The 22,555-nt window shown below is 71.1% G+C and carries 22 protein-coding genes; 9 read left to right on the top strand and 13 right to left on the bottom strand.

The features are described 5' to 3' along the window. Nucleotides 1-19: 19 nt before the first annotated feature. Nucleotides 20-427: a DUF4446 family protein gene (locus JLI01S_RS03545; protein ID WP_068260008.1), complete on the bottom strand. Its 408-nt coding sequence runs from the start codon at nt 425-427 to the stop codon at nt 20-22. Between the two features lie 9 nt (nt 428-436). After that, nucleotides 437-1,708, bottom strand: coding sequence for a glycosyltransferase 87 family protein (locus tag JLI01S_RS03550; protein WP_084349177.1), 1,272 nt, complete (start codon nt 1,706-1,708; stop codon nt 437-439). A gap of 56 nt (nt 1,709-1,764) precedes the next feature. Here JLI01S_RS03550 and JLI01S_RS03555 point away from each other — a divergent pair, with 56 nt between their 5' ends. Next, nucleotides 1,765-3,909: a DUF2339 domain-containing protein gene (locus JLI01S_RS03555; protein WP_157074808.1), complete on the top strand. Its 2,145-nt coding sequence runs from the start codon at nt 1,765-1,767 to the stop codon at nt 3,907-3,909. Nucleotides 3,910-3,917: 8 nt separating this feature from the next. On the opposite strand, the gene JLI01S_RS03560 is transcribed toward JLI01S_RS03555, so the two are convergent. Genes JLI01S_RS03560 through JLI01S_RS03575 form a run of 4 tightly spaced genes read right to left on the bottom strand, consistent with a single transcriptional unit; the run spans nt 3,918 to nt 7,924 of the window. Further along, nucleotides 3,918-4,847, bottom strand: a complete 930-nt coding sequence (locus tag JLI01S_RS03560; RefSeq protein ID WP_068260016.1) for a hypothetical protein — start codon at nt 4,845-4,847, stop codon at nt 3,918-3,920. A gap of 34 nt (nt 4,848-4,881) precedes the next feature. Beyond that, entirely contained in the window at nt 4,882-6,339 is a 1,458-nt protein-coding gene (locus tag JLI01S_RS03565) for an MptA/MptB family glycosyltransferase (RefSeq protein WP_068260019.1), read from the bottom strand. Further along, the gene (locus tag JLI01S_RS03570; RefSeq protein WP_068260024.1) at nt 6,336-7,037 is read right to left on the bottom strand and encodes a glycosyltransferase; all 702 of its coding nucleotides are present in this window, start codon (nt 7,035-7,037) and stop codon (nt 6,336-6,338) included. Before JLI01S_RS03570 ends, JLI01S_RS03565 begins: the two co-directional genes overlap by 4 nt. A 2-nt stretch (nt 7,038-7,039) precedes the next feature. Next, nucleotides 7,040-7,924 carry a DUF5926 family protein gene (locus JLI01S_RS03575; RefSeq protein ID WP_068260027.1) on the bottom strand — a complete coding sequence of 295 codons (885 nt, stop codon included), beginning with the start codon at nt 7,922-7,924 and terminating at the stop codon, nt 7,040-7,042. A gap of 59 nt (nt 7,925-7,983) precedes the next feature. Between JLI01S_RS03575 and JLI01S_RS03580 the strand changes: the two genes are divergently transcribed. From JLI01S_RS03580 to JLI01S_RS03600, 5 genes are all read left to right on the top strand, one after another. Further along, nucleotides 7,984-8,505 (top strand): ATP-binding protein, encoded by a 522-nt coding sequence (locus JLI01S_RS03580; protein WP_245634515.1) that lies wholly within the window; start codon nt 7,984-7,986, stop codon nt 8,503-8,505. Next, on the top strand, nt 8,502-9,011 hold the full coding sequence (locus JLI01S_RS03585; protein ID WP_068260030.1) for a hypothetical protein: 510 nt from the start codon (nt 8,502-8,504) through the stop codon (nt 9,009-9,011). The genes JLI01S_RS03580 and JLI01S_RS03585 overlap by 4 nt, the downstream gene beginning before the upstream one ends. Before the next feature lie 52 nt (nt 9,012-9,063). Further along, nucleotides 9,064-10,149 (top strand): ribosome small subunit-dependent GTPase A, encoded by a 1,086-nt coding sequence (gene rsgA / locus JLI01S_RS03590; RefSeq protein ID WP_068260035.1) that lies wholly within the window; start codon nt 9,064-9,066, stop codon nt 10,147-10,149. 104 nt (nt 10,150-10,253) lie between these two features. Further along, the gene (locus JLI01S_RS03595) at nt 10,254-11,441 is read left to right on the top strand and encodes a hypothetical protein (protein WP_068260037.1); all 1,188 of its coding nucleotides are present in this window, start codon (nt 10,254-10,256) and stop codon (nt 11,439-11,441) included. Next, nucleotides 11,438-11,884, top strand: a complete 447-nt coding sequence (locus JLI01S_RS03600; RefSeq protein WP_068260040.1) for a hypothetical protein — start codon at nt 11,438-11,440, stop codon at nt 11,882-11,884. Before JLI01S_RS03595 ends, JLI01S_RS03600 begins: the two co-directional genes overlap by 4 nt. A 38-nt stretch (nt 11,885-11,922) precedes the next feature. On the opposite strand, the gene JLI01S_RS03605 is transcribed toward JLI01S_RS03600, so the two are convergent. Further along, nucleotides 11,923-12,945 carry a pirin family protein gene (locus JLI01S_RS03605; protein ID WP_084349178.1) on the bottom strand — a complete coding sequence of 341 codons (1,023 nt, stop codon included), beginning with the start codon at nt 12,943-12,945 and terminating at the stop codon, nt 11,923-11,925. A 138-nt stretch (nt 12,946-13,083) separates the two neighbouring features. Here JLI01S_RS03605 and JLI01S_RS03610 point away from each other — a divergent pair, with 138 nt between their 5' ends. Next, complete coding sequence (locus JLI01S_RS03610; RefSeq protein ID WP_068260042.1) at nt 13,084-13,998, top strand: pseudouridine synthase; 915 nt, start codon at nt 13,084-13,086, stop codon at nt 13,996-13,998. A 196-nt stretch (nt 13,999-14,194) separates the two neighbouring features. Here the strand turns inward: JLI01S_RS03610 and JLI01S_RS03615 are convergent, their stop codons facing one another. The 4 genes from JLI01S_RS03615 to JLI01S_RS03630 all read right to left on the bottom strand — a co-directional run bounded on the left by JLI01S_RS03615 (nt 14,195) and on the right by JLI01S_RS03630 (nt 17,725). Further along, nucleotides 14,195-15,829 carry an MDR family MFS transporter gene (locus JLI01S_RS03615; RefSeq protein WP_084349179.1) on the bottom strand — a complete coding sequence of 545 codons (1,635 nt, stop codon included), beginning with the start codon at nt 15,827-15,829 and terminating at the stop codon, nt 14,195-14,197. Continuing rightward, entirely contained in the window at nt 15,826-16,332 is a 507-nt protein-coding gene (locus JLI01S_RS03620) for a MarR family winged helix-turn-helix transcriptional regulator (protein ID WP_157074809.1), read from the bottom strand. The genes JLI01S_RS03615 and JLI01S_RS03620 overlap by 4 nt, the downstream gene beginning before the upstream one ends. Before the next feature lie 150 nt (nt 16,333-16,482). After that, nucleotides 16,483-17,127, bottom strand: coding sequence for a VOC family protein (locus JLI01S_RS03625; RefSeq protein WP_068260050.1), 645 nt, complete (start codon nt 17,125-17,127; stop codon nt 16,483-16,485). Between the two features lie 7 nt (nt 17,128-17,134). After that, a complete protein-coding gene (locus JLI01S_RS03630) occupies nt 17,135-17,725 on the bottom strand; it encodes a mycothiol transferase (protein ID WP_068260053.1) in 591 nt (196 codons plus the stop codon). Between the two features lie 111 nt (nt 17,726-17,836). On the opposite strand from JLI01S_RS03630, the gene JLI01S_RS03635 reads away from it, so the two are divergent. After that, nucleotides 17,837-18,808 (top strand): helix-turn-helix transcriptional regulator, encoded by a 972-nt coding sequence (locus JLI01S_RS03635; protein WP_068260061.1) that lies wholly within the window; start codon nt 17,837-17,839, stop codon nt 18,806-18,808. A gap of 49 nt (nt 18,809-18,857) precedes the next feature. Here JLI01S_RS03635 and JLI01S_RS03640 read toward each other — a convergent pair whose 3' ends face one another. Continuing rightward, nucleotides 18,858-19,616 carry an SDR family oxidoreductase gene (locus JLI01S_RS03640; protein ID WP_068260066.1) on the bottom strand — a complete coding sequence of 253 codons (759 nt, stop codon included), beginning with the start codon at nt 19,614-19,616 and terminating at the stop codon, nt 18,858-18,860. Between the two features lie 31 nt (nt 19,617-19,647). Next, nucleotides 19,648-20,712: a phosphotransferase family protein gene (locus tag JLI01S_RS03645; protein WP_068260072.1), complete on the bottom strand. Its 1,065-nt coding sequence runs from the start codon at nt 20,710-20,712 to the stop codon at nt 19,648-19,650. A gap of 165 nt (nt 20,713-20,877) precedes the next feature. Here JLI01S_RS03645 and JLI01S_RS03650 point away from each other — a divergent pair, with 165 nt between their 5' ends. Beyond that, the gene (locus JLI01S_RS03650; RefSeq protein ID WP_068260075.1) at nt 20,878-22,368 is read left to right on the top strand and encodes a peptide MFS transporter; all 1,491 of its coding nucleotides are present in this window, start codon (nt 20,878-20,880) and stop codon (nt 22,366-22,368) included. Nucleotides 22,369-22,555 lie beyond the last annotated feature (187 nt).

Raw genomic sequence — 22,555 nt, forward strand, 5'->3', positions numbered from 1 at the left:
AGATGTGCGGACGACGGGATCAGGCATCGGGTGACCCGGTCCGGGCCGCGGCGAGCGCCTGGCGCTCCTCGGGGGTCAGAGTGGCATCGGCGTCGCCACCGACGACGCCCTTGGCATAGGTGCGGGACTCGCCGCGGCCGTGGATGCTGCTGACGACCAGCCCGTCGCCGGTGTCGTCGATGATCGCCGCGGAGAAGGAGAGGCGTCCGCCCATGTCGCCGAAGGCGTCGTAGCGCACGACGGCCACGTGCCGCAGCGCCTGCGCGATGTCATGACGAAGGGAGGCGAGGTCGCCGTCGCCCACGGGCGAGCGGTCCTCGAGGACCGCGACCCGGTCGGTGAGTGCGCGCATGCGCACCAGCAGGGCGACCAGGGCGACCAGCGCGAGGGCAAGACCGCACAGCAGGGCGATCTCGACGGCACTCATGGCGTCACCCTAGTCACCGGCCGCGACGGTGGTGTGGGTTGTCCGTGCCGGGCGCAGCGCCGGGGTGACCTCACCGGATGCCAGTTCACGACCGGTCCTCCGCACCGCCCACGCGAGCAGTGCGAGGACGACGACGCTGCCGATGACATTGCCCTCGATCAGGAGGTCGCCGAACCAGCGCGGGTGCCTCCCTTCGCGCTTCCACAGCACTCCCCAGAAGGGCATCGTGCAGACGAACCAGGCGATGACCACGGCGGCGGCGCCGACGCGGCGCCAATCGGGCTGGGCTCGCAGGACGGCCCAGCCGAGGATCGCCGGGACGATGACCATGGTCCAGTGCAGGTGGTGGACCCACGAGACGGGCGAGAGCAGGAACCCGGCGAGGCCGACCGCGCCTGCCTCCGCGACCCAGTCGCCCTGGCGGTGGGCGCGGTGCGCGACCCAGAAGACGATCGCGCCCATGACGAGCAGCCACGGCGCCCAGGCGAGGGTCAGCTCGGCGCCATCGAGCCCGCGCCGCAGCAGGGTCGCGCGGAAGGCCTGGTTGGCCGAGCCGTCGTTGGGGCCCAGGCGGGTCGGGTCGGACAGCGCCCCGCCCCAGAAGGCGAAGGAGGCCTGCGGGAGCACGGCCCACGCCGCGAGCGAGACGAAGGTCGCGGTGCCGATCGCCCACCCGGCCTCGCGCCAGCGCCTGCCCAGCAGGTAGTGGATGACGAAGACGCCGGGGGTCAGCTTGATCGCCATCGCCATGCCGACGAGGACGCCGGGCGGGACCTTGGCCAGCCACCGGGCCCGCGGGCGCTGCAGGTCGAGCAGGCAGATGAGCACGAGGAAGGCATTGACCTGGGCGAAGCGGATCCCGTCGCCGACCGGCTGCGTCCACAGGAACCCGGCCGCGACGACCCCGACAAGCACCGGCGCCCACACGCCGACCCGCTCGCGCAGCCGATACCAGGCGATCCACGTGATGGCGACATTGGCGAGCAGCTGGGTGATCGTCCAGCCCCAGGCCGCGACGGGGAAGGGGACGAAGGCCAGCGGGATCGACAGGAAGGCTGCGATCGGCGGGTAGGTGAAGGGCAGCAGCTGCGGCGGCTGGGTCATCTGCGCGTAGATGTCGCGGCCCTGCAGCACCGAGATCCCGCCCTCGCGGTAGACCTGCACGTCGACCTGCCACTGGTCCTGTGGGAAGAGCAGGAGGAACTTGGCGACCGGCCATGCCGCGATGAGCACGAAGAGCACGACTCCCAGCAGGAGATGGGGACGGCTCACGCGAGACATGGCGCCATTGTGTCCGACGCGCGCTCGCAGACCGTGCAGGTCACTACGGTGGGCACATGATGAGCGCGCGCCACCCCCTTCGTCGTCGTGGCGTGCTCCCGGTGCTGCTGCTCCTGCTCACCACCATCGGGCTCACCGCGGGCCCGGCGTCCGCGAGCGACTCCGACCCGCAGGACGTCGTCCTCATCGGCGCGCCCGGCCTGTCGTGGAGCGATGTCACGCCCGAGGCGACCCCGGCGATCCACTCCTTCGCCGGCAGTGCCGCGATCTCCAACCTCAACGTGCGCTCCACCTACTTCACCTCCTGCCCTGCCGACGGGTGGCTCGGCCTCTCCGCGGGCACCCGCGCAGCCGAGCCGCGCGACGTGACCCGCGCGCAGCTGCGCGCCCACCCGCGGGCACTGCCGGACTGCAGCCCGCTGCCCACGAGCAGCTCCTGGTCGGCGTCGGACGTGGACCGGGCCTACTGGCGGGACCTGGGGGCCCGGGTGTCGCAGCAGGGGTTCGACGCGCAGATCGGCAGGCTCGGCCAGACCATCGACCGCAACGGTGACTGCATCGCGGGCGAGGGCCCTGGTGCCGTGCTGGCGATGCCCGACCCCGACGGCGAGGTGCCCACGAACCTCGAGGCGGACCACTGCAGAGTGACCCTCGTCGGCGCGCCGCCGATCTCGGTGCCGGAGGAGGGCGATGTCCGCTCCCGTCAGGTGGCAGCGGTGGATGGCGTCGTCGACGACGTCCTCGCCTCGGTGGACTCCGACACCGTCGTCATCCTCGCCGGGCTCTCCGACGACGGCGGACAGCCCGGCCTGCGGGCCCTCGCGATGGGCGGTGGCGGGATCCGTCCCGGGTGGCTCCACTCGGACTCGACGACCCGCGACGAGATGGCCCAGGTCTCGGACGTCACGCACACGGTGATGTCGGTCAGCGGCGTCGAGCCGACGCGCATCGACGGACCGGCCATGCGACCCGTCGGCGATGATGCCCCCGTCGACGAGCGGATCGCCTCCCTCGTCGACGACGACGCGCAGCTGCAGGCCGCGGACGCGGTCATCCCGCCCTTCTTCCGCAGCTTTGGCATCGGGCTGGTCGCACTGCTCGGTGCTGCCGCGCTCGTGGGGCGCTTCGGTCCCAAGCGCTGGGGCCCGGTGCTGGCCCGCGGGGTGGGACTCGTCGGACTCGCGGCGATGGCCGTGCCCGCCTCGACCTACCTGGTCACCCTGACGCGCTGGTTCGACTCAGCCATGCCGATGGCCGACTTCGTCCTGCGGCTGGCCGTGATCGCCCTGGCCCTGGTCGCCCTGGCGCTCGGGGTCACCTGGGCCGCCCTGCGCTGGACACCGCTGCGTGAGCGATCCGACGGCCCGGCCACGGCGCTGGTCAGCGTCGGGGTGGTGAGTGCCGTGACCTTCGCGGTGCTTGCCGGTGACCTGCTCTTCGGCAGCGGACGGATGACGATGCTCTCCGTCCTCGGGCTCCTCCCCCTGGACGGTGGGCGCTTCCACGGCTTCGGCAATGTCCCCTTCGCGATCTTCGTCGCTGCCGCCTTCCTGCTGATGACCGCCCTGGCCGACCCGCTGCTGGCCGAGGGGCGACGGCGCGACGCAGCCTTCCTCGTGGTGCTCGTGGGTGTGGCGACCTTCGCCGTCGACGCCTGGCTGGGCGCCGACGGGGGCGGGGCGCTCGCGCTCATCCCGTCGGTCGGCTACCTCGTCCTCGCCGTCGCCGGAGTGCGCCTGACCTGGCCCAAGGTGCTGGGGATCGCGGTCGCGACGGTCGTCGGCTTCCTCGCCATGGCCGGCGCTGACTGGCTGCGGCCGGAGCAGGAGCGAACCCACTTGGGCCGCTTCTTCCAGAGCCTGCTCGACGGAGACGCCTGGGGCATCGTCGGACGCAAGCTGCAGACCAATGTCGATCTCCTGCTCGGGCCGGAGCGCGCCGCGCTCCTGGTGCCCGTGCTGCTGATCGCGCTCATCTGGGTGCTCGCTCGTCCGAGCAGCACTGTGGGGCAACGGCTGCAGCCGACGTTCGAGACCTACCCGGCCCTGCGTGTCGGGCTGATCGGGCTGGTCATCGCGCTGACCGTCGGATTTTTGCTCAATGACTCCGGCACGGCCATCCCGGCCGCCGCAGCGCTCGTCCTCGGTCCGGCCCTGGTCGTCCTGTGGGTCGGGCTGTGGCGTGAGCCGGCCTCGTCATGAGGTCCCGGTCAGGGTGCCGAGAGCTGCCGTGGGTAGCAGGTGTTGGCCAGCTCATCGCCTGACAACCAGGAGAACTCGCGCTCGCACCACGACTGGGCGTCGTCACGTGACGGGAGACCACCGGGGTCGACGATCGTCATCCAGATCTTGTCGTCGTCAGGCCCCTGGGTGCTGCCGAGGTCCTCGGCCTTGAGCAGGTAGGTGGTGGTCGTGCTCGAGTAGGCCGAGTCGATGGCCTCGTGCAGCTCGAGGATGTCGGGCAGACGAAACACGTGCGAGCCCGAGCTCGTGAGCTGGTACTCGTCGAGCGTCCCGTCCTGCTTGGCCGACAGGCTCAGGCCCCAGGAGTCGTCCGTCACCAGCCGGCCGAGGGACTCGTCGCGCAGGTCTGCCAGCTGGTCCGCGGCCGAGACCGGAGCAGTCGTCGTCGACGTGGTGGTCACCGTGGTCGTCGGAGGTGGTGGCGGAGCGGTGCTGGTCACCGTGGTCACGACGGCCGTGGCGGTGCTCGTCGAGGGAGTGGCGGCGGCCGTCGGGTCCTCGCGCGTGGTGGCCCACCAGGCCGCGCCGCCTCCGAGGGCGAGCACGAGCGCAGCGGCAGCTCCGGCGGCAACGATCAGCGGCCACCGCGGACCGCCTCCCGAGGGGGGTGGCAGTCCCGGTCCCAGGGGCGGCACGCCAGCCGGACCGGGACTCATGGGTGCACGGCCACTGGCGGTCGACATGTCGCTGGGCTGTCGAGAGACGAGCCAGTCGTCCCAGCTGGCCTCGGGGTAGGCAGGCTGCTGCTGCTGCGGGGCCGGCTGCTGCTGCGCGATGGTCGGCTCGTCGTCCGCCCAGAAGACGGCCGACGGATCGGCCTCCCCGGTGCTCAGTCGTGCTCCGCACTGGGCGCAGAAGGCGCCCGTCCCCGTCGTCCCACAGCTGTCACACAGCATCTCGATCCCCGATCTCCCCAACGGAAGCCCCAGTCTATGTCCGGGGTGCGACAGTCCGACATCCGCGGAGACGCCGCCAGATGACCCACAGCGCGGCCCACACGGCCAGGGTCATCAGCGGCGAGGCGACGAAGCGGAATCCCAGCGTCACCGTCTCGATGTCATCGGGCAGGCGCACCCGTCCCGGGACATAGGCCAGCGCGAGCACGACCGAGCGGGCGACGAGCAGGAGCAGGAGCGGGCGGAAGCGGCGCCAGCCCTCGGCCGACAGCAGCCCGACGAGCGCGGCGGTCGCAAGCCACTGCGGCAGCTCGTACCAGGGCAGGACGTAGCCGGCCCCGAGCGAGTAGGCGGTGGTGAGGACGAAGAGCACCCGCACCGCGACGACCTCGGTGAGCCCCTCGGTCAGGCGCCACAGGGCGAGGGCGAGCACGACGCACCCGGCTGCGGCGATCCAGGTCGTCGCCGTCCGGGCGACCGGCTCGCTGGTCACCAGGTCCAGCACCGTGTAGATCGAGCGCCACGGCATGGCGTAGGAGATGCCGCCGCCCGCCTCGGTGATCCGGGTCAGGGCATGGACGCCGATGAGCAGGTGCGCCGGCACGATCACGAGCAGTGCGCCGAGCACGAGCCGGGCAGCCCGCGACCACGGGCGGGGACCCCCCTTCGTCTCGAGCAGGGCCCACAGCAGGGCGATGCCCACCACCCCGGCCGTGAGCTTGGTGCTCGCGGCGAGACCCGTCGCGAGTCCGGCCAGCAGCGGCCGGCGGGCGAGTCCCAGCCCCAGGGCGGCCGCCACGGCGCAGGCGGCGAGCGTGTCGACGTGCGCGCCGAAGACGCCGGCACCGAGCACGACGACATTGGTCGTCCACCAGCGGTCGACGGTCGGTCGTGCCGTCCCGAGCCGCACCAGCAGCTCGCGGGTGCCCAGCCAGGCGACGACGACGAGGACCTGCCAGACCCAGACGACCTGCCGGGCGACCTCGCCACCCAGCCACGCCGACAGGCCCATCAGCCAGGTGCCGACGGGCCCGTAGACGCTCGTCGCCTCCCGCCACGGGTCCTGCACACGCTGCACGACCGGGTCGAGACCACCGCGCCAGTCCGCGGGGACGGCCGACCACGGGTCCCCGCCCTCGACGAGGATCCGGCCGTATGCGGCGTAGTTGGTGTGGTCCGCGGTGCCGAAGGGGGCCGTGAGCAGCACCAGCGCGGCGAGCAGGGTGAGATGCCACCACCGCAGACGAAGGGGGGTCGGCCGCCGCACGTGCCGCCACAGGGAGATCCCGCCGAGGACGTAGCCGGCGGTCTGGAGGGCGACGACGCTCCAGCCACCGAGCTGCCAGGGCAGGCTCGGTGGCGCCCAACCATTGGCGCCGAGGGGAGGGAGGGCCAGCGAGGTACCGCTGGCACCGACGAGGAGCAGGAGCCCGATCCCGGCCGTGAGCAGCACGAGCCCGATCGGGTCGCGGTCGGCGCGGGGGTCCGTCACGACAGGAAGCGGCGGGCGAGCAGTGCGGTCGAGACATCACGCAGCTGCTTGGCCCGGTGCAGACGCCCCGCGAAGTCGTTGCCCGTGCGACGGTGCGTCAGCTCGATGGGGACCTCGACGACCCGGCGCCCGGCACGCAGCACGTCGACGAGCATGGCGGCCTCGATACCCCAGCCGGTCGCCAGCGGTGTCGCGTCGGCGAAGGTCTCGCGGGTCAGTGCTCGCATGCCGTTCAGCGGTTGCTCGATCGTGCGGCCCGTCATCGCCTCGATCTGGGCTCGGGCCAGGCGCACGACGCGTCCGGTGCCGAGTGATGACGCGCTCCTGGGGATATTGGCGACGGCCAGGTCGGCGGTACCCGCGAGGACCGGGCGCAGCAGCGGCTCGAGGTTGGCGGCGGACGCACCCAGGTCGGCGTCGGCGAAGAGCAGGACGTGCGAGGTGGAGCCGGTGCGGGTCTCCTCCTCGAGGAGTCGGGCCACGCCCGTCTCCAGGGCGGCGGCCTTGCCCCGGTTGGCCGGGTGGCGCACGACCAGGGCTTCTGCATCAGCAGCGACGGCGGCGGTGGCATCGGTCGACCCGTCATCGACGACGACGACGAGGTCCACGGCATCCAGCGAGAGGAGGGCCGTGACGGTCGCGGCGACGCGATCGGCCTCGTCCTTGGCCGGGACGATCGCGGCCACCCCCGCGGACATGATCAGCGCAGCGTCACCTGCCGTGAGAGCAGACCGGACCGGGCCCGGCGCTCCTCGGCAGTGAGCTCATCGGTGGATGCGGCAGCCGTGGCATACCGCGTGGCGAAGTCGGCGATGGCGCTCTCGTGCTCCGACGGGTCGGAGTCGGCGGGGACCTCCCACACGGGGACGAGGAGGCCACCGGCGCGGAAGGCACCGAGGAGCCGGCGCTCCTCGTCGAGGTGGGCCGCGCCCTGCGCCTGGAGTCGGGCGAGGGCCGTGGTCGCGGTGTCCTCGTCGTCGGCGAGCACGTGGCGGATGTAGGTGCGCTCGCCGATGCGGCACCAGTAGGCGCTCGGGGTGCCCGCGATCGGGGTGGTCGGCACGACCGACTCGTTGGCCCGCTCGAGCGACGCGGCGGCCTCGCCGGTCACCTCCTGGCCATCGACCCAGAAGTCGAAGCCGTCGTGGACGGTGATCTCGAAGGGAGCGTCGGTGTCGATGAGCTCCTGCAGCCGCGGCGTCTCCACGGTCGTGCGGGGCAGCTGCGGGATCGGCGCGCCCGGCTCGGAGGCGAGGGCGGTGAGCAGTGCCTGCGCGAGGTCGCGGCTCGGGTCGCTGCTGCTGGATCCGGACTGGCTGGCGATGAGGATCTCGCCGTCCTGGCGGCGCAGCGCCGGCCAGGCCATCGGCAGGACGCTCGCGAGGGTGACCGTCTCGGGCGAGCCCTCGGGGACGGCACCCGCCTTGAGGGTGAGGACGGCGGTCGCCGCCGGCAGGATCTCGTAGGCGGCGACCCAGTCGGGCTCACCGGGCAGCCCTTCGAAGGGGCGTGCCACATAGGGCGCCGGGGCGACCTTGGTGGTCTTGCCCTGTGCGTCCTTCTTACGACGAGATGCCTTACCCATGGCGGTCAGCGTAGGCCCTCGGCGTGGCCGGGTTGGGCAGCACCGCCGGAGCAGGGACAATGACCGTGCCAGCGACCGCGACGAAGGGACCCCTCCAGATCATGGGCCAGGCACACGACGGCATCGATGCCGAGCGAACTGTCGACTCCTTCGGCGGTGAGATCGGCCGTGGCCAGGCGCGCACCATCCGTGCCCGTTGGGAGCTGCAGACCGTCACCCGGGTCCGCGAGGCGATCGCACTGGACCTCACCGCGCGGGGAGTCTCCGACGAGATCGTCAGCGAGGCCGAGCTGGTCGCCACCGAGCTCGTGACCAACTCCCTTCGCCACGCCGCTCCGCTCTCGGACCGGACCGTGCGCATCCACTGGAAGGCACGCGGCGACTCGGTCGAGATCGAGGTCAGCGATGGTGGAGCCGAGACCGAGCCGGCGCCCGCGCCGCGTCAGGTGTGGGCGACGTCCGGCCGCGGGCTACGGATCGTGCGCAGCATCGCCCACGAGTGGGGCGTGCAGCGCGATGAGCGGCAGACCACCGTGTGGGCGGCCCTCGGAGGGCCCTCCCGCCGCAGGGTCGGACCATGAGCCACCCGCAGTACTCGACCCCGCCCGCCAAGCAGGGGCGCCCGTGGGTGCTCATCGTCGGCTCGGTGCTCCTGCTCATCTCGCTCCTGCTGTGCGCGGTGGGCGGCTTCCTGGGCGTCGCTCCGATCATGGACCTCGCCGACCAGCCGGAGCAGACGGCTCCGCAGACCGTGCAGCTCGCACAGGGTGATTCCCGCGCGGTGTGGTCGCAGACAGCGGGCGCCAGCTGCACGGTCAGGGGCCCGGACGCAGCGATGGTCACGGACACCTCCACGGGTGAGTCGTCGGCGAGCTGGGGCGGCAAGAGCTTCGAACGGGTCATGTCCTTCGAGGCGGACGAGGCCGGCGACCACACGGTCAGCTGCACGGCGCCCTTCGTCGTCGGCGAGGACATGTCCGTCGGCGGGATCGTCATGGCCACCTTCGGTTCGATGCTCTGCTGCTTCGCGGTCGTCATCCTCGCCGTCGGGCTGGTCCTCTGGTTGAGCCGGCGCCGTCGCGCCTGAGCCGCTCGTAATTCGGTGGCGGTGGGCGGGGCCCGCTGCCACCGTGGTGGGGATGACCACCACGATCGATCTGACGAGCCTGGGCTGGGATGCCGCCTGCGAGAGCGCCTTCGAGGACGCGCAGGGGGCGACCCCCTTCGACGTCGAGGCGGGTCGCGTCGGGCGCGTCGACCGAGGCCGTGTCACCGTGCACACCTGCAGTGGTCCCGTCCCCGCACTCGTGCGTCTGCCCGCCGGGGCCGCTCTGGAGGATCAGCCGACGACCGGTGACTGGGTGGGCCTGGAGCGCCGTCCAGGTGGTGACATCGTGCGGGCGGTCCTGCCGCGGCGCACCTCGATCGTGCGCAAGGCGGCGGGCGAGCGGTCCGATGCCCAGATCATGGCGGCCAACCTGGACCACGTGCTGGTGGCGGTGCCCTTCGAGACCCGGGTCAACCTGTCGACGATCGAGCGCTACCTCGTCGTCGCGTGGGAGTCGGGTGCGCAACCGCTGGTGGTGCTCACCAAGGCGGACCTGGCCTTCGACCCCGAGGCCACGATCGCGGAGGTCGAGGCGGCCGCGCCCGGGGTGAGCGTCCTCGCCGTCTCGGCCGAGACCGGCGAAGGGTTCGAGGGCCTCGCCGCGATGCTCACCGGCGGCACGACGGCCCTCATCGGTCAGTCGGGGGCCGGCAAGTCCACACTCGTCAACGTCCTTGCGGGGCAACCGCTCCAGGTCGTCTCGGACACGCGGCAGGACGGCAAGGGCAGGCACACGACGACCGCGCGCGAGCTGATTGCGCTCACGGACGGTGGGGTGCTCATCGACACCCCGGGGCTGCGGTCGATCGGCCTGCACGAGGACGGCGAAGGGGTGGCGCTCACCTTCCCCGACGTCGAGCAGCTCATCGCGGCATGCCGTTTCAGCGACTGCGGTCACGAGAGCGAGCCGGGGTGCGCGGTGCGCGCCGCGCTCGCCGACGGCGACCTGGACGAGCGGCGCTGGCACAGCTGGCACAAGCTGCAGCGGGAGGCCGAGTGGATCGCCATGCGTGCCGACCCGGCCGCCAGGTCCGCTGCCCGCAAGCGCTGGGCCGCGACGGGCAAGGCCGGCAAGGCCCAGGCGGCTCTCAAGCGAGGCCAGGACCCCTTCGCCTGACGAGGCTCGCCGGTCCGGACGGCTCGCGTCGGGGAGTTCTCCCCATGGAGCCCGCGGCGAGGCCTTCGTAGGGTGGCCCTGGCCACGTCGTCGAAGGGGGAGCCATGCAGGTCAGCCATGGTGCGGACACAGCGAGACTGCGACAGATCAGTCAGGCGTTGAGCCACCAGGCGGAGCTCCTCGCCGACGTCGCACCACGAGGGTCGGGGTTGCTGACCCTGTTGATGGACGCGTGGTCCGGTCCCGACGTGGAGTGGTTCGGCGGCAGCTGGCAGCAGGTGGAGACAGCCACGGGCGAGGCGACCGACCGCCTGCGCGCCTTCGCGGGTGTGGCCCTGCAGCAGGCGGAGGAGCAGGACGGAGCGAGTGGCGCGGCATCCGGCGGAGGTGGCGCAGGCATACCGGTCGGCGGGCCGGGTCATGGTGGTCCGCCCGTCGCCGCGGAGGTGTCCGGTCAACGTGATCGGCAGGAGCCGGGTGACCGCGGTCGCGAGGCTCCGGGTGATGCCCGTCAGGAGCACGACGACCGCCAGGGCCGCGACGAGTGGAACGGCCGCAAGCGCACGCCCGAGAGCCTGCCCGGTGAGGAGCGGCCGGACGCCGGTCCCGCACTCGGGGAGCCCGTCCCGGGGACCTCTTTGGACGAGGACCCGGAGCCACCGCCGTGGACGCCCGTGGACGGCGGGGCGGGTGAGCACGACTCGGAGTTCGCCGGACCCGTGGACCATGCGACGCACCGAGCGGCGCGCATCGGTGCCGACCTCAAGGCCGACGACTGGCCCAACGCGTCGCAGAACCTCGATCACTTCCTCGACAACGGTGGCGAGCCCCTGGAGCAGGACGTGGACCAGATGCTCGAGGACGTCCCCGCACTGGACTCCCAGGCGGCCAACCAGCGTCAGGACCTGGCGGCGGACGCGGTGGACGATGCCAGATCGCGAGGGATCACCGAGCCGGTGACCTATCCCGTGAGCACGCCGTGGGACTCGTACTACATCGGCCCCGACGAGAGCGCGGACTGGTTCTATGCCACGGGTGGCATGGAGTACAGCCAGACCGGGTCGGTCACGGTCTACCCGCCGACCGAGCCCGGCGGCCCCTACCGCTACGAGATGAACACGACCGTCACCTACCAGGACCAGTACAACTGGGACGGGTCCAAGGAGACCGGGATCGGACCGCTCACGGTGAGCGATGCCCAGCTGGCGGCGCTGCACCGGGCAGGGATCGCGCAGGAGTTCGAGATGTACGGTGAGTCCTCGACCATGTCGACCTCAGGGGAGATCCAGTGACAGCGCGCACCATCGTCGTCGTCGGGGTGCTGGCCCTGGCCCTCAGCGCCTGCTCGACGCTCCCCTTCGGTGGGCAGGACCCCACGGAGGACCTGCCGAGCCCGAGCGAGGCCATGCAGCAGGCCGGGTTGGAGCTGCCGGCAGGCGCGCAGGACGTCACGATCACGTCGTCTGACCTGCCCGACCGCAAGCACGCGTGGGCGTTGACCTTCACGGCCCCGCGCGGCGAGGCCGAGGCGATCTGCGAGCCGATGGGTGGAGCGGGCCGTCAGTCCTTCGTCCCCACGATGCACCAGGAGCTCCTCGGTGACGTCGAGGCCGGCCCCGAGACCCGAGGCTGCAGCGCTTCGACCGGCAATGGCGGTCTGTGGGGCCGCTTCGTGCTCATCGAGCCGGGCGACCCGGCCACTGTGCACGTCTCCTTGCAGCAACTGACGCGCTGATCCCCCTTCGCCAGGCTGTCGAAGGGGGACCTGCGAGCTCAGAGGACGTCGTGGCCCGGGTGTCCGCCGCGCTCCATCGCCTCGACGACCTCGAGCGCGGGGCGGACCTTCGGCGTCTTGGGGATGACACCGAGGCGCCCGGCCTGGAAGTCCTCGAAGGCGGTGACGAGCTCCTCCCGGGTGTTCATGACGAAGGGTCCGTAGGCCGCGACGGGCTCACGGATCGGCCGGCCGCCGAGCAGGATGACCTCGAGAGAGGCGCTGCGCGAGTCCTGACGGTCGTCCGCCGCGATCTCGAGCGCACCACCCGTGCCGAAGACGGCGAGCTGACCCTCACGGACCGGGCGACGCTCGGGCCCGACGAGGCCATGCCCCGAGAGCACATAGGCCAGCCCGTTGAAGTCCTGGGGCCACGGGATGTGCAGGCGGGCACCCGGCGCGATCGTCGTGTGGATCATCGTGATCGGGGTGGTCGTGATGCCCGGACCCTCGTGGCCGTCGAGCGCGCCGGCGATGACGCGCAGCAGCGCGCCGCCGTCGTGGCTGGACAGCAGACCGACCTGGCCGGAGCGGATGTCCTGGTACCTCGGGTCGGACATCTTCTGGTGGCTGGGCAGGTTGACCCACAGCTGCAGGCCGTGGAAGACGCCGCCGCCCATGACGAGCTCCTCGGGCGGGGCCTCGATGTGCAGCAGCCCGGACCCGGCGGTCATCCACTGGGTGTCGCCGTCGGTGATCAGGCCGCCGCCACCGTGGGTGTCCTCGTGGGCGAAGGTGCCGTCGATGATGTAGGTGACGGTCTCGAAGCCGCGGTGCGGGTGCCAGCTCGTGCCGCGCGCCTCGCCCGGCGCGTACTCGACCTCGCCCATCTGGTCCATGTGGATGAAGGGGTCGAGGTGGGCCATGTCGACGCCGGCGAAGGCGCGACGGACGGGGAAGCCCTCACCCTCGAAGCTCTTGGGCGCGGTGCTCACCGACAGCACGGGGCGCGAGACCGAGTCGGACAGCGGCTGGGTCACACGCGGGAGGGTGAGGAGGTTGTCGACGGTCACGGCGGGCATCGGGTGCTCCTTCGGGTTGCGGTCACCTGTCCCAACAGTAGTTGAAACTGAAACATTCCGCTCCCTTCGCCCGCGGAATCCACCGGTCCCTGCGGAGGTTGTGCAGCAACCCCCTCGCAGGGCGCCTAGTCTCGCGACGTGCCCCCACGTTCACCGCTCCCCACCCGCCACGGACTCAGCGCGGCGTGGGTGCGCACGCCCGACCGGGAGCCGGGCCGAGTCCCCGAGTGGTCGACGATGTCGGCCTGGCTGCGGCACAAGTGCCCGGCCCCCGTCGACGTGGACCGGCTGCTCGCCGACTCCCGCTTCGTCTACGGCGACGGGCGCCCGGTCCTGGCCGATGACGACTACCGACCGCACACCTTCGTGTGGTTCCACCGCGACCTGCGCGAGGAGGTCGAGGTCCCCGGCGAGCTGACGATCCTCCACCGCGACGAGCGACTCGTCGTCGTCGACAAGCCACCCTTCCTCTCGACGATCCCGCGCGGGCAGCACGTGCGCCAGAGCGTGGTCGTCCGGCTGCGCGACGAGCTGGGCCTGCCGGAGCTCTCCCCGATGCATCGCCTCGACCGGGTGACGTCCGGCGTGCTGATGATGGCGACGCAGCGCCGCTGGCGGGGCGCGTACCAAGGTCTCTTCGAGCACCGACGGGTGCACAAGACCTACCTGGCGCTGGCGCCGTGGCGCGATGATCTGAGCCTGCCCGTCACCGTCCGCAACCACATCCACAAGACGCGTGGGGTGCTGCGGGCCGAGGTGGTGCCCGATGCGCCGGTCAATGCCGAGACCATCGTCGAGGTCGAGTCCCGCCTCGGCGACCTGGCGGTCTACCGACTGACACCGCTCACCGGCCGCACCCACCAGCTGCGCCTGCATCTCAACGGTCTCGGGATCCCGATGGTAGGCGACCCGCTCTACCCGGAGGTGCACGAGGTCTCGGTCGACGACTTCACCCGACCGCTCCAGCTCCTGGCCAGCACCCTGGAGTTCGTCGACCCGGTCGATGGCAGCGAACGGCGTTTTGTCAGCGCCCGCCGGTTGCCGATCTCGTAGCTACCTGCGGGTACGACGTGCACCTCCCCGGTGGCTGCGATGGCGGGCCCCATGATTCCGGGGATCGTGGTCGGCCCCGGTCGCGAGGTGCACGTCGTACCCGCAAGTTCACGTCGCGGCGGCCGGCTCGATCGACGCGTCAACGGCCCCACCCCGCGGGTGCGGGACGGGGCCGAGACGGGACGAAGGGAGTGACTCAGGTCCGCCGGACCGTCGCCATCTCCGGCTCGGTGCTGCGCGGGTCGTCTCCGGCGGACTCCGAGGCGTAGGCGTCCAGCACGTGCTGGCCCGCGTCCTCGACCGGGTGATCCTCGTTGCTCTCGCGCAGCGGGGTGTGCGGGATGAAGAGCGTCGCGACGAAGACGACGGCAAGGACCGGCAGCCCGATCATGAAGGCGTCGCCGAGCTGCTGTGCCAAGCCCCAGCGGACGGCCTCGGCGACCTGCGGCGGCAGGGTGCTGAGCACGGTGGGGTCGAGGACGGCGCCGGCGTCGACGTGCGAGGTGGCGTCGGCCGGGAGCCCGGAGGGCAGGTGGGAGGCGACCCGCTCACCCAGGCCGCTGGCCATGACCGTGCCGTAGATCGCGATGCCGACGGTCGAGCCGACATTGCGGAAGAACTGGGTCGACGCGGTGGCCACACCCATGTCCTTGCGGGAGACGACATTTTGCACGATGAGCGTGTACTGCTGCATCGCCATGCCGAGGCCGATACCGAGGACGACCATCGACAGGGTCAGCTGGCCGGCGGTCGCCTCGTGGGTGAGGCGGGTCAGCATGAAGACGCCGCCGCCCATGATCGCGATGCCAGCGAGCATGAAGGGTCGGTAGTGCCCCGTCCGGGTGATGAGCAGGCCGGTGAGGATGCCGCAGACGATGAAGCCGATCATCAGCGGCATGAGGATCAGGCCGGAGTTGGTGGCGTTGACCCCGATGACGCCCTGCGCGTAGACGGGGATGTAGATGATCGAGCCGAACATCACGATGGCCACGCCGAAGGAGGCGATCAGGCTCAGGGCGATGGTGCGGTCGGCGAAGAGACGCAGCGGCAGGATCGGCTCCACGGCGCGCAGCTGGATGAAGACGAAGGCGATGCCCGAGACGATCGCGATGGCGAAGAGGACGATCGAGGTCGTCGAGCCCCAGGCCCACGACGTGCCACCGGAGGAGACGGCGACGAGGAGGGCGATCAGGGCGGTCGACAGGGTGGCGATGCCCGGGTAGTCGATGACCGCCTTGCGCGGCTCGTGCGGGATGTGGAGGAACTTGACGATGAAGGTCAGCGCGATCAGCCCGATCGGCAGGGTGACGAAGAAGAGCCAGCGCCACCCCAGGTGGTCGGTGACGACGCCGCCGGCGAGCGGGCCGGCGACGGAGGTGACGCCGAAGACGGCACCCATGAAGCCCTGGTACTTGCCGCGCTGACGCGGCGGGATGATGTCACCGATGATGGTCTGGGACAGCGGCATCAGGGTGCCCATGCCGAGGCCCTGGATGCCACGAGCGATGACGAGCATCCAGAAGCTCTGGGCGAAGCCGGCGAAGACGGTCCCGACCATGAAGACGACGATGCCGCCGATGTAGAAGCTGCGACGGCCGTACAGGTCGGACAGCTTGCCGACGATCGGCACGGTGACGGCGGAGACGAGCATGGCCGCGGTGGCGACCCAGCTGTAGTGGTCCATGCCGCCGAGCTCGGCGACGATGCGCGGCAGCGCGGGACCGACGATGGTCTGGCTGACCGAGGCGACGAGCATGCCGAGCATCAGGCCGATGAAGACGCGCTGATGCTCCTTGCTCATCTTGTACGGGGTGACGGGTGCGGTGCTCATGACGCGGTCCTTGCGATGGTGGAGGGGGACGACGGGCGGTGGGCGGCTTCGGCGTCGGCGGCGAGGTCGTCACTGAGGCGGGTGAGGAGACGGTCGAGCTCGGCGAGGTCCGTCGCGGGCCAGTCGACGAGGATCGCGCCCAGGAGGCCGGTGCGGGCGATGCGCTCGTCGCGCAGGGCCGTCCTGCCCGCTGGGCTGAGGCACACGGTGAAGGCCCGTCCATCGCTCGGGTCGGGCGCACGCTCGAGGAGGTCCTGCCCCTCCAGGTGGCTGACCCGACGGCTGATCGTCGACAGGTCATGCCCCACGGCGGTGGCCAGCGCGGAGATGCGGATGCCGGCCTCGTGGGGGCAGTGCTCGAGGATCCCGAGGAGGGAGTAGTCGGTGCGGCTCATGGCCTGGGGGTCGGTGGCCTGGCGTCGGGCGATCATCTTGGCGAACTGCCCGAAGACCCGGCCCAGCGTCTCCTGCAGATGGGTCGCGCTTGGAGTGGTTGTGTGCACCCATCAACTATATGCCTGCATGGCACAACCAATCAAACTGACCCGTGGGGGACGGCGCCGAGGGCGAAGGGGGTCAGGCTCCCTTCGCCCGGTAGGCCAGGGCAGCCACCGTCATCGCGCTGGCGCCCCCGACCCTTCCCGCGCATCTGCCTAGGCAGATGCGCTGATCAGGAGGGTGGGGGTGCCCAGGGCGGGGTCACGGACGGTCGCGACGTGGGTGCCGGCCTTGCGGCCGGACCGGATCTCGGAGATCTCCACCCCGTCGCCGGTCAGGCGCTCGCGGGTTGCGTCGAGATCGCTTGTGCGCCAAGCGAGTCCGCCGAAGACATCGGGACCGTCGACCCCCTTCGTCGGGGCCACGATCTCGACCACGGCGTCGCCGCAGCGGAAGAAGAGCCCGCGGAAGCCGTGCTCCTCCAGTCGGCGGTCCAGCCGCAGGTCCAGGCCGAGCCGGGCACCGTGGTCGGCGGTCGCACGCTCGGCGTCACCGGTCCGCACGACGACGTGATCGAGGGTGAGGTCGCCCCTCCCCTCGTCGTGATGGCCGCTGACGAAGGGGGTCAGTCGCCAGTGCAGTCCGCCCACGTCGAAGCCGCTGGCGTCGCCGGTGAGTCCGCGTCGCTGGAGCAGGCGCTCGGTCGCGGCCACGTCCTCGACGCCGAGGACCACGGCGGTCAGACGGCCTTCATCCCCCGTCTCGAACTGCACCTCGCGGTCGAGTGTGCCGAGCCGCCGCCACGCGGCCTGCGCGGCGGCGACGTCGGGAGAGCTGATGACGAGTCCGGTGATCCTCACCCGCCCATCATGTCGTGGCCGGCTCCTTCGGCGTCCAGGGCTGGGCGAAGGGGGTCGCGGCCCGGCCCGTGTCCGCGAGCAGGAGCTCGAGGCTGTTGGCCCCGTCGATCTGCTCGCGGATGATGTCGGCGTGACCGGCGTGCCGGGCCAGCTCCTCGACGAAGTGGACGAAGGAGAAGCGCAGGGTCGCCCGGGAGGAGTTCATCAAGCCGTACCAAGGGGCCGGAGGAACCGTCTGCTCCGCGTCGGGATCGCTCGAGCGGATCCACTCGACGACGGCCACGCGCCGACGGTCGAAGACCTCGATCGTCTCGGCGAGCATCTCGTCGGCCCGCAGTGCGAAGTTGTCCATGAAGGCCGCGTACGCGTCCTCGCTGATCTCGCCGCCCTCCTCGACACGACCGGACTTCTCCTCGGGCGACGCGATGACGTACGAGGTGTGCTTGATGATCCCGCCGATCGACAGCGCCGAGCGGGTCGGGGTGAGCCGGGCCTGCTCCTCGGTCAGACCGTGGGCGCTGGCTCGTAGGCCCTCCAGCTGCTGGTCGACGTACTCGGCGTAGCCGGTGATCTCGTCGTGGACGGCGGGTGCATACATGGTGTGCTCCTTGTCTCGATGTGCGAAGGGGGTGTCCGTCGCCCTTCGTCTGTGACCACCCTCCATTCGATTGCGGACACTTTCTGTCACCGATCCGAGCAGACTGGGGGCATGGCAGAGACGACCGAACGCGTGCTGCGACTGCTGGGGCTCTTCGAGACCCGGTCGGTGTGGGCTGGTCCCGAGCTGACCCAGCTCCTGGGCGTGACCACCCGCACCCTGCGGCGCGATGTCGAGCGGCTGCGCGACCTGGGGTACCCGATCGAGGCGACGCCGGGAGTTGGTGGTGGGTACCGGCTGGGCTCGGGTGGTCGGATGCCGCCGCTGCTGCTCGAGGAGGACGAGGTCGTCGCGGTGACCGTCGCCCTTCGCGTTGGCGCACAAGGGATCTCGGCCATCGGTGAGCCAGCGGTCCGCGCGCTGACCAAGCTGGACCAGGTCATGCCGCCACGACTGCGCGGCGAGGTCGCGGCGCTCGCCGACGCGACCGCGTTGCTCCCCGGAGCCACTGACGACGTGGACACCGGAGTGCTCGTCGCCCTGGCGCACGCCATCCGCGACCACGTGCGCGCCCGCTTCGGCTACACCGGTCGGACGGGGGAGGCGAGCGATCGCGATGTCGAGCCCTACCGCCTCGTCGCGACCGGCCGCCGGTGGTACCTGCTCGCGTGGGACCTGCGCCGGGAGGACTGGCGCACCTTCCGCCTCGACCGGATGGCCGGGGTGCGGGCATCGACCTTCCGCTTCACGCCGCGGGAGGCGCCGGATGCGGTGGAGCACGTGCAGCAGGCGATCCACCGGACCGGGTCTGCGCACCATGTGCGGGTACGGCTGAGCGCCGACGTCGAGGCCGTGCGGCGTCGGATCCCGGCCGAGTACGGCACCTCGACGCAGGTCGCGCCCGGGATGACCGAGGTGGCCAGCGCCGCGGACGATCTGCAGGATCTGGCCCGACACCTCGTCCTGGCGGCCTACGACGTGGGGGCGAGCCTGACGGTGCTGGACCCACCAGAGCTCGCTGACGCGATCGACGACTTCATCGCTGCGCTCGCCGCCACGAGGGTCTCGAGGCTCACGCCCTAGCGGGCCCTCGCACCTCGACCAACGGTGGTCGAGGTGCGAGGCCGGTCCGTCAGAGCAGCTTGCGCACCACGGACAGCGGCAGCACCTTCATCGCGGAGCCGACGGCCACCCACGGCTTGGGCGGGACGAGCGCCTTGGCCTTGCGGCCCTCGATCGCGACGACCATCGAGCGCACGCCGACCTCGGTGTCGACCATGAACTTCGTCTTCTGCTCGACCTTTTCGTTCATCTCCGTGCGGATGTAGCCCGGGTAGAGCACGGTGACGTCGATGTCGAGGTCCGGCTTGCCCATCATCTCGCTGCGGATCCCCTCGCCGAGCGATGCGAGGAAGGCCTTGGTCGCGCCGTAGGTCGTCATCGACTTCGGCATGCCGCGCAGCGCGGTGACCGAGGAGATGAGCACGAGGTGACCAGCCTTCTGCTCGCGGAAGATCGCCATCGCGGCCTCCGTCTGCATCGCGGCACCGAGCACGTTGGTCGTGATCGTCTCGCGGTTGGCGTAGTGGCTGCCCTTGCCGTACGGCGCACCCTTGCCCAGCCCCGCGTTGACGATGACGCGATCGAGACGACCGAGGTCCCCCTTCGCCTGCTCGAAGACCCGCGTGACCGCGTCGTCATCGGTGACATCGAGGGCGTAGGTCTCGACGCGACGCTCGGGGTGGGCGGTCGCGATCTCGGCCTTGAGTGCGTCGAGTCGGTCGGTGCGGCGGGCGGTGAGCGCCAGGTCGTGGCCGAGCGCGGCGAACTGGCGGGCCATCTCGGCGCCCAGGCCGGAGCTGGCGCCGGTGATGAGGGTCGTGAAGGTCATGTGGTGCTCCTGGGTGGGATGAGGGGGCGGATCAGCCGATGAGGGATCGGCAACGGGCGTCGAGGTGGGTGACCATCGGGCCGAAGACGGCGAAGCGCGGATTGGTCGTGCTGCCTGCCCGATAGCGCTGGTAGATCTGCTGGGCGATGCCGGCGAGACGGAAGTGCCCGAAGACCTCGTAGAAGGTGAGGTCGCGCTCGCTCACGTCGAGTCCGCGTGCGCTGCAGTAGCGCTCGACGATCTCGGCCCGCGTGCGCATGCCCGGCAGGTGCGTCGGCTGCAGACGAAGGGAGAGCGAGGTCGCGTCGTCGTCGGCCTGGGTCCAGTAGGCGAGGGCCCCGCCGAGGTCCATGAGCGGGTCGCCGACGGTCGCCAGCTCCCAGTCGAGGACGCCCTCGACACGTGTCGGGTCGTCGGCGCCGAGCACCAGGTTGTCGAGCCGGAAGTCGTTGTGGATCAAGGCGTGCGGCAGGTCGGGCGGCTGGTGCTCGGTGACCCAGGCGATGACATCGGCGAAGTCGGGCACGTCGTCGGTGGCCGCCGCGCGGAAGCGCTTGATCCAGCTCTCCACCTGGCGACGGACATAGCCCTCACCCCGGTCGAGGGCGGCGAGCGCGGGGGCCGCGCTGACGTCGACCTCGTGGAGCTCGATGAGCGCCGCCAGTGCGTTGTCGCACAGCGCGCGTGCCTGCTCGGGGGTCAGGCTCACCCCGTCCGGCAGGTCCTTGCCGACGATCGTGCCCTCGATCTTGTCCATGACGTAGAAGTCGCTGCCGAGGACGGCGTCGTCGGTGCACAGCGCGACCATGCCCGGCACGTGCGGGTAGACGGGGCCGAGTGCCGCCTGCAGGTCGTGCTCGCGGCGCATGTTGTGGGCCGAGCCTCCGAGCGCACCGTGGGGCGGCCGGCGCAGGACGAGCGTCCGCGCGGGCCAGCGCAGCTCATAGGTGAGGTTGGACGCTCCGCTGCTGAACTGACGGACCTGCGGGTCGCCCTGGAGCGCCGCGGCGAGCTCGTCGGTGACCTGACCGCGCAGCCAGGTCGCCACCCGCGTCACGTCGAAGGTGTCCTCCTCGCGGACTGCTCCCGCGCTCATCGCGACATCGTTCCTGAATCGAGGTTCATGCCGTCGAACCTACCCGGCGATGGACCGACCCACCCAGCCCCCGGGCGTATCGTGGGCCGCGTTTTTGCCCCCGGGTCGTGCAGATCGTGCGTCCGGGCCGTCGACGTCCGGTCACCACCGGACCCAAGGAGCTCCATGACCACCGCCGAGACGCCGCCGTCCGCGCAGGCCGAACGCACCTTCCTCGGGCATCCCCGAGGGTTGGCCACGCTCTTCAACATCGAGCTGTGGGAGCGCTTCTCGTACTACGGGATGCGCGCGATCCTGCTCTACTACATCGTCGACACGGCGGCTGGCGGGGGACTCGGCCTCGACCAGCCCCTCGGTGAGGCGGTCGTCGCGACGTACGGCGCAGCGGTCTACCTGCTCTCCGTCGTCGGCGGCTGGCTCGCCGACCGGGTGATCGGTGCGCAGCGCTCGGTCTTCCTCGGTGGCGTCGTCATCATGGCCGGCCACGTCAGCCTCGCGATACCGACGGCAACGACGTCGTGGCTCGGCATCGGTCTCGTGGCCCTGGGTACGGGTCTGCTCAAGCCCAATGTGTCGACGATGGTCGGCCACCTCTACGGCGAGCGGGACCCGCGCAAGGACTCGGGCTTCACCATCTTCTACATGTCGATCAACATCGGCGGCTTCTTCTCCCCCTTCGTCGTGGCCTTCCTGCGCGACCAGTGGGGCTACCACGCAGGCTTCAGCGCTGCCGCGGTCGGCATGCTCTTCGCCCTCGTGGCGTACGTGGTCGGGCGCGGCACGCTGGCCCCGATCTCCAACGACATCCCCAACCCCCTGCAGCCGCACGACCGGACCCGCACCCCGCTCCTCGCCCTGGGGCTGCTCGTCCTCATCGCCGCGCTCCTCGTCGTCACCCGCCTGCTGCGCGGCGGCTGGGTCGGCGCCGTCATCGACACCATCTCGATCCTGTCGGTCGTCGCATCCATCTCGTACTTCGTCGTGATGTTCCGCAGCAAGGCCGTCACGGCGCGTGAGCGCACCCACCTGACGGCCTACCTGCCGATGTGGGTCGGAGCGGTGCTCTTCTGGATGATCTTCGAGCAGGCGGCCTCCAAGATGGCTGCCTACGCTGCCAACCGGACCGACCTGGACTCGCTCGGCTTCCACTTCTCGGAGGAGTGGTTCCAGTCGATCAACCCGATCTCGATCATGCTGCTGGCCCCGCTCTTCGGCGTGCTGTGGGTCCGCCGGGCCGGTCGATTCCCCTCCACGCCGATGAAGTTCGCCACCGGTGTCATCCTCGCCGGCGTCTCCTTCGTCGTGCTGTCGGCGGCCGCGGCGGCCTTCCCCGGCGCCACCTCGCCGGTGTGGGTCCTCGTGGGGGTCTTCGTCATCCAGACCCTCGGTGAGCTGTGCCTGTCGCCGGTCGGTCTGTCGGCGACGACCTCGCTGGCGCCCAAGGCCTTCGCCAGCCAGGCGATGGCCCTGTGGTTCCTCGCCGTCGCGACCGGCCAGTCCCTCGCTGCGCAGCTGATCCGCGCGATGGAGGGTCTGCCGGACGGCACCTTCTTCCTCACGCTCGGTGTCATGGCCGTCGTCGTGGGACTGGCGCTCGCGGCGCTGTCCCCGTGGGTGCACGCCCGGATGAAGGACGCCGAGCCCGAGCGCGCCTGACCCCGGATCGGGGTGACCGCACTGTCTGGCGGCACTGCGTGGAAGGCCGGCACTGCCCTCAGGGCGGGGCCGGCCTTCCTGCGTGCTCAGGGCACCTCTATTATTCACGGTCAAAACCGTATAAAATAAGTCAGACCCCACCCATCACACGGAGCGTTCCACACGCGAAGCACACCAGGAGGTCACC

The sequence above is a fragment of the Janibacter limosus NBRC 16128 genome, assembly GCF_001570985.1.
Taxonomy (GTDB): domain Bacteria; phylum Actinomycetota; class Actinomycetes; order Actinomycetales; family Dermatophilaceae; genus Janibacter; species Janibacter limosus.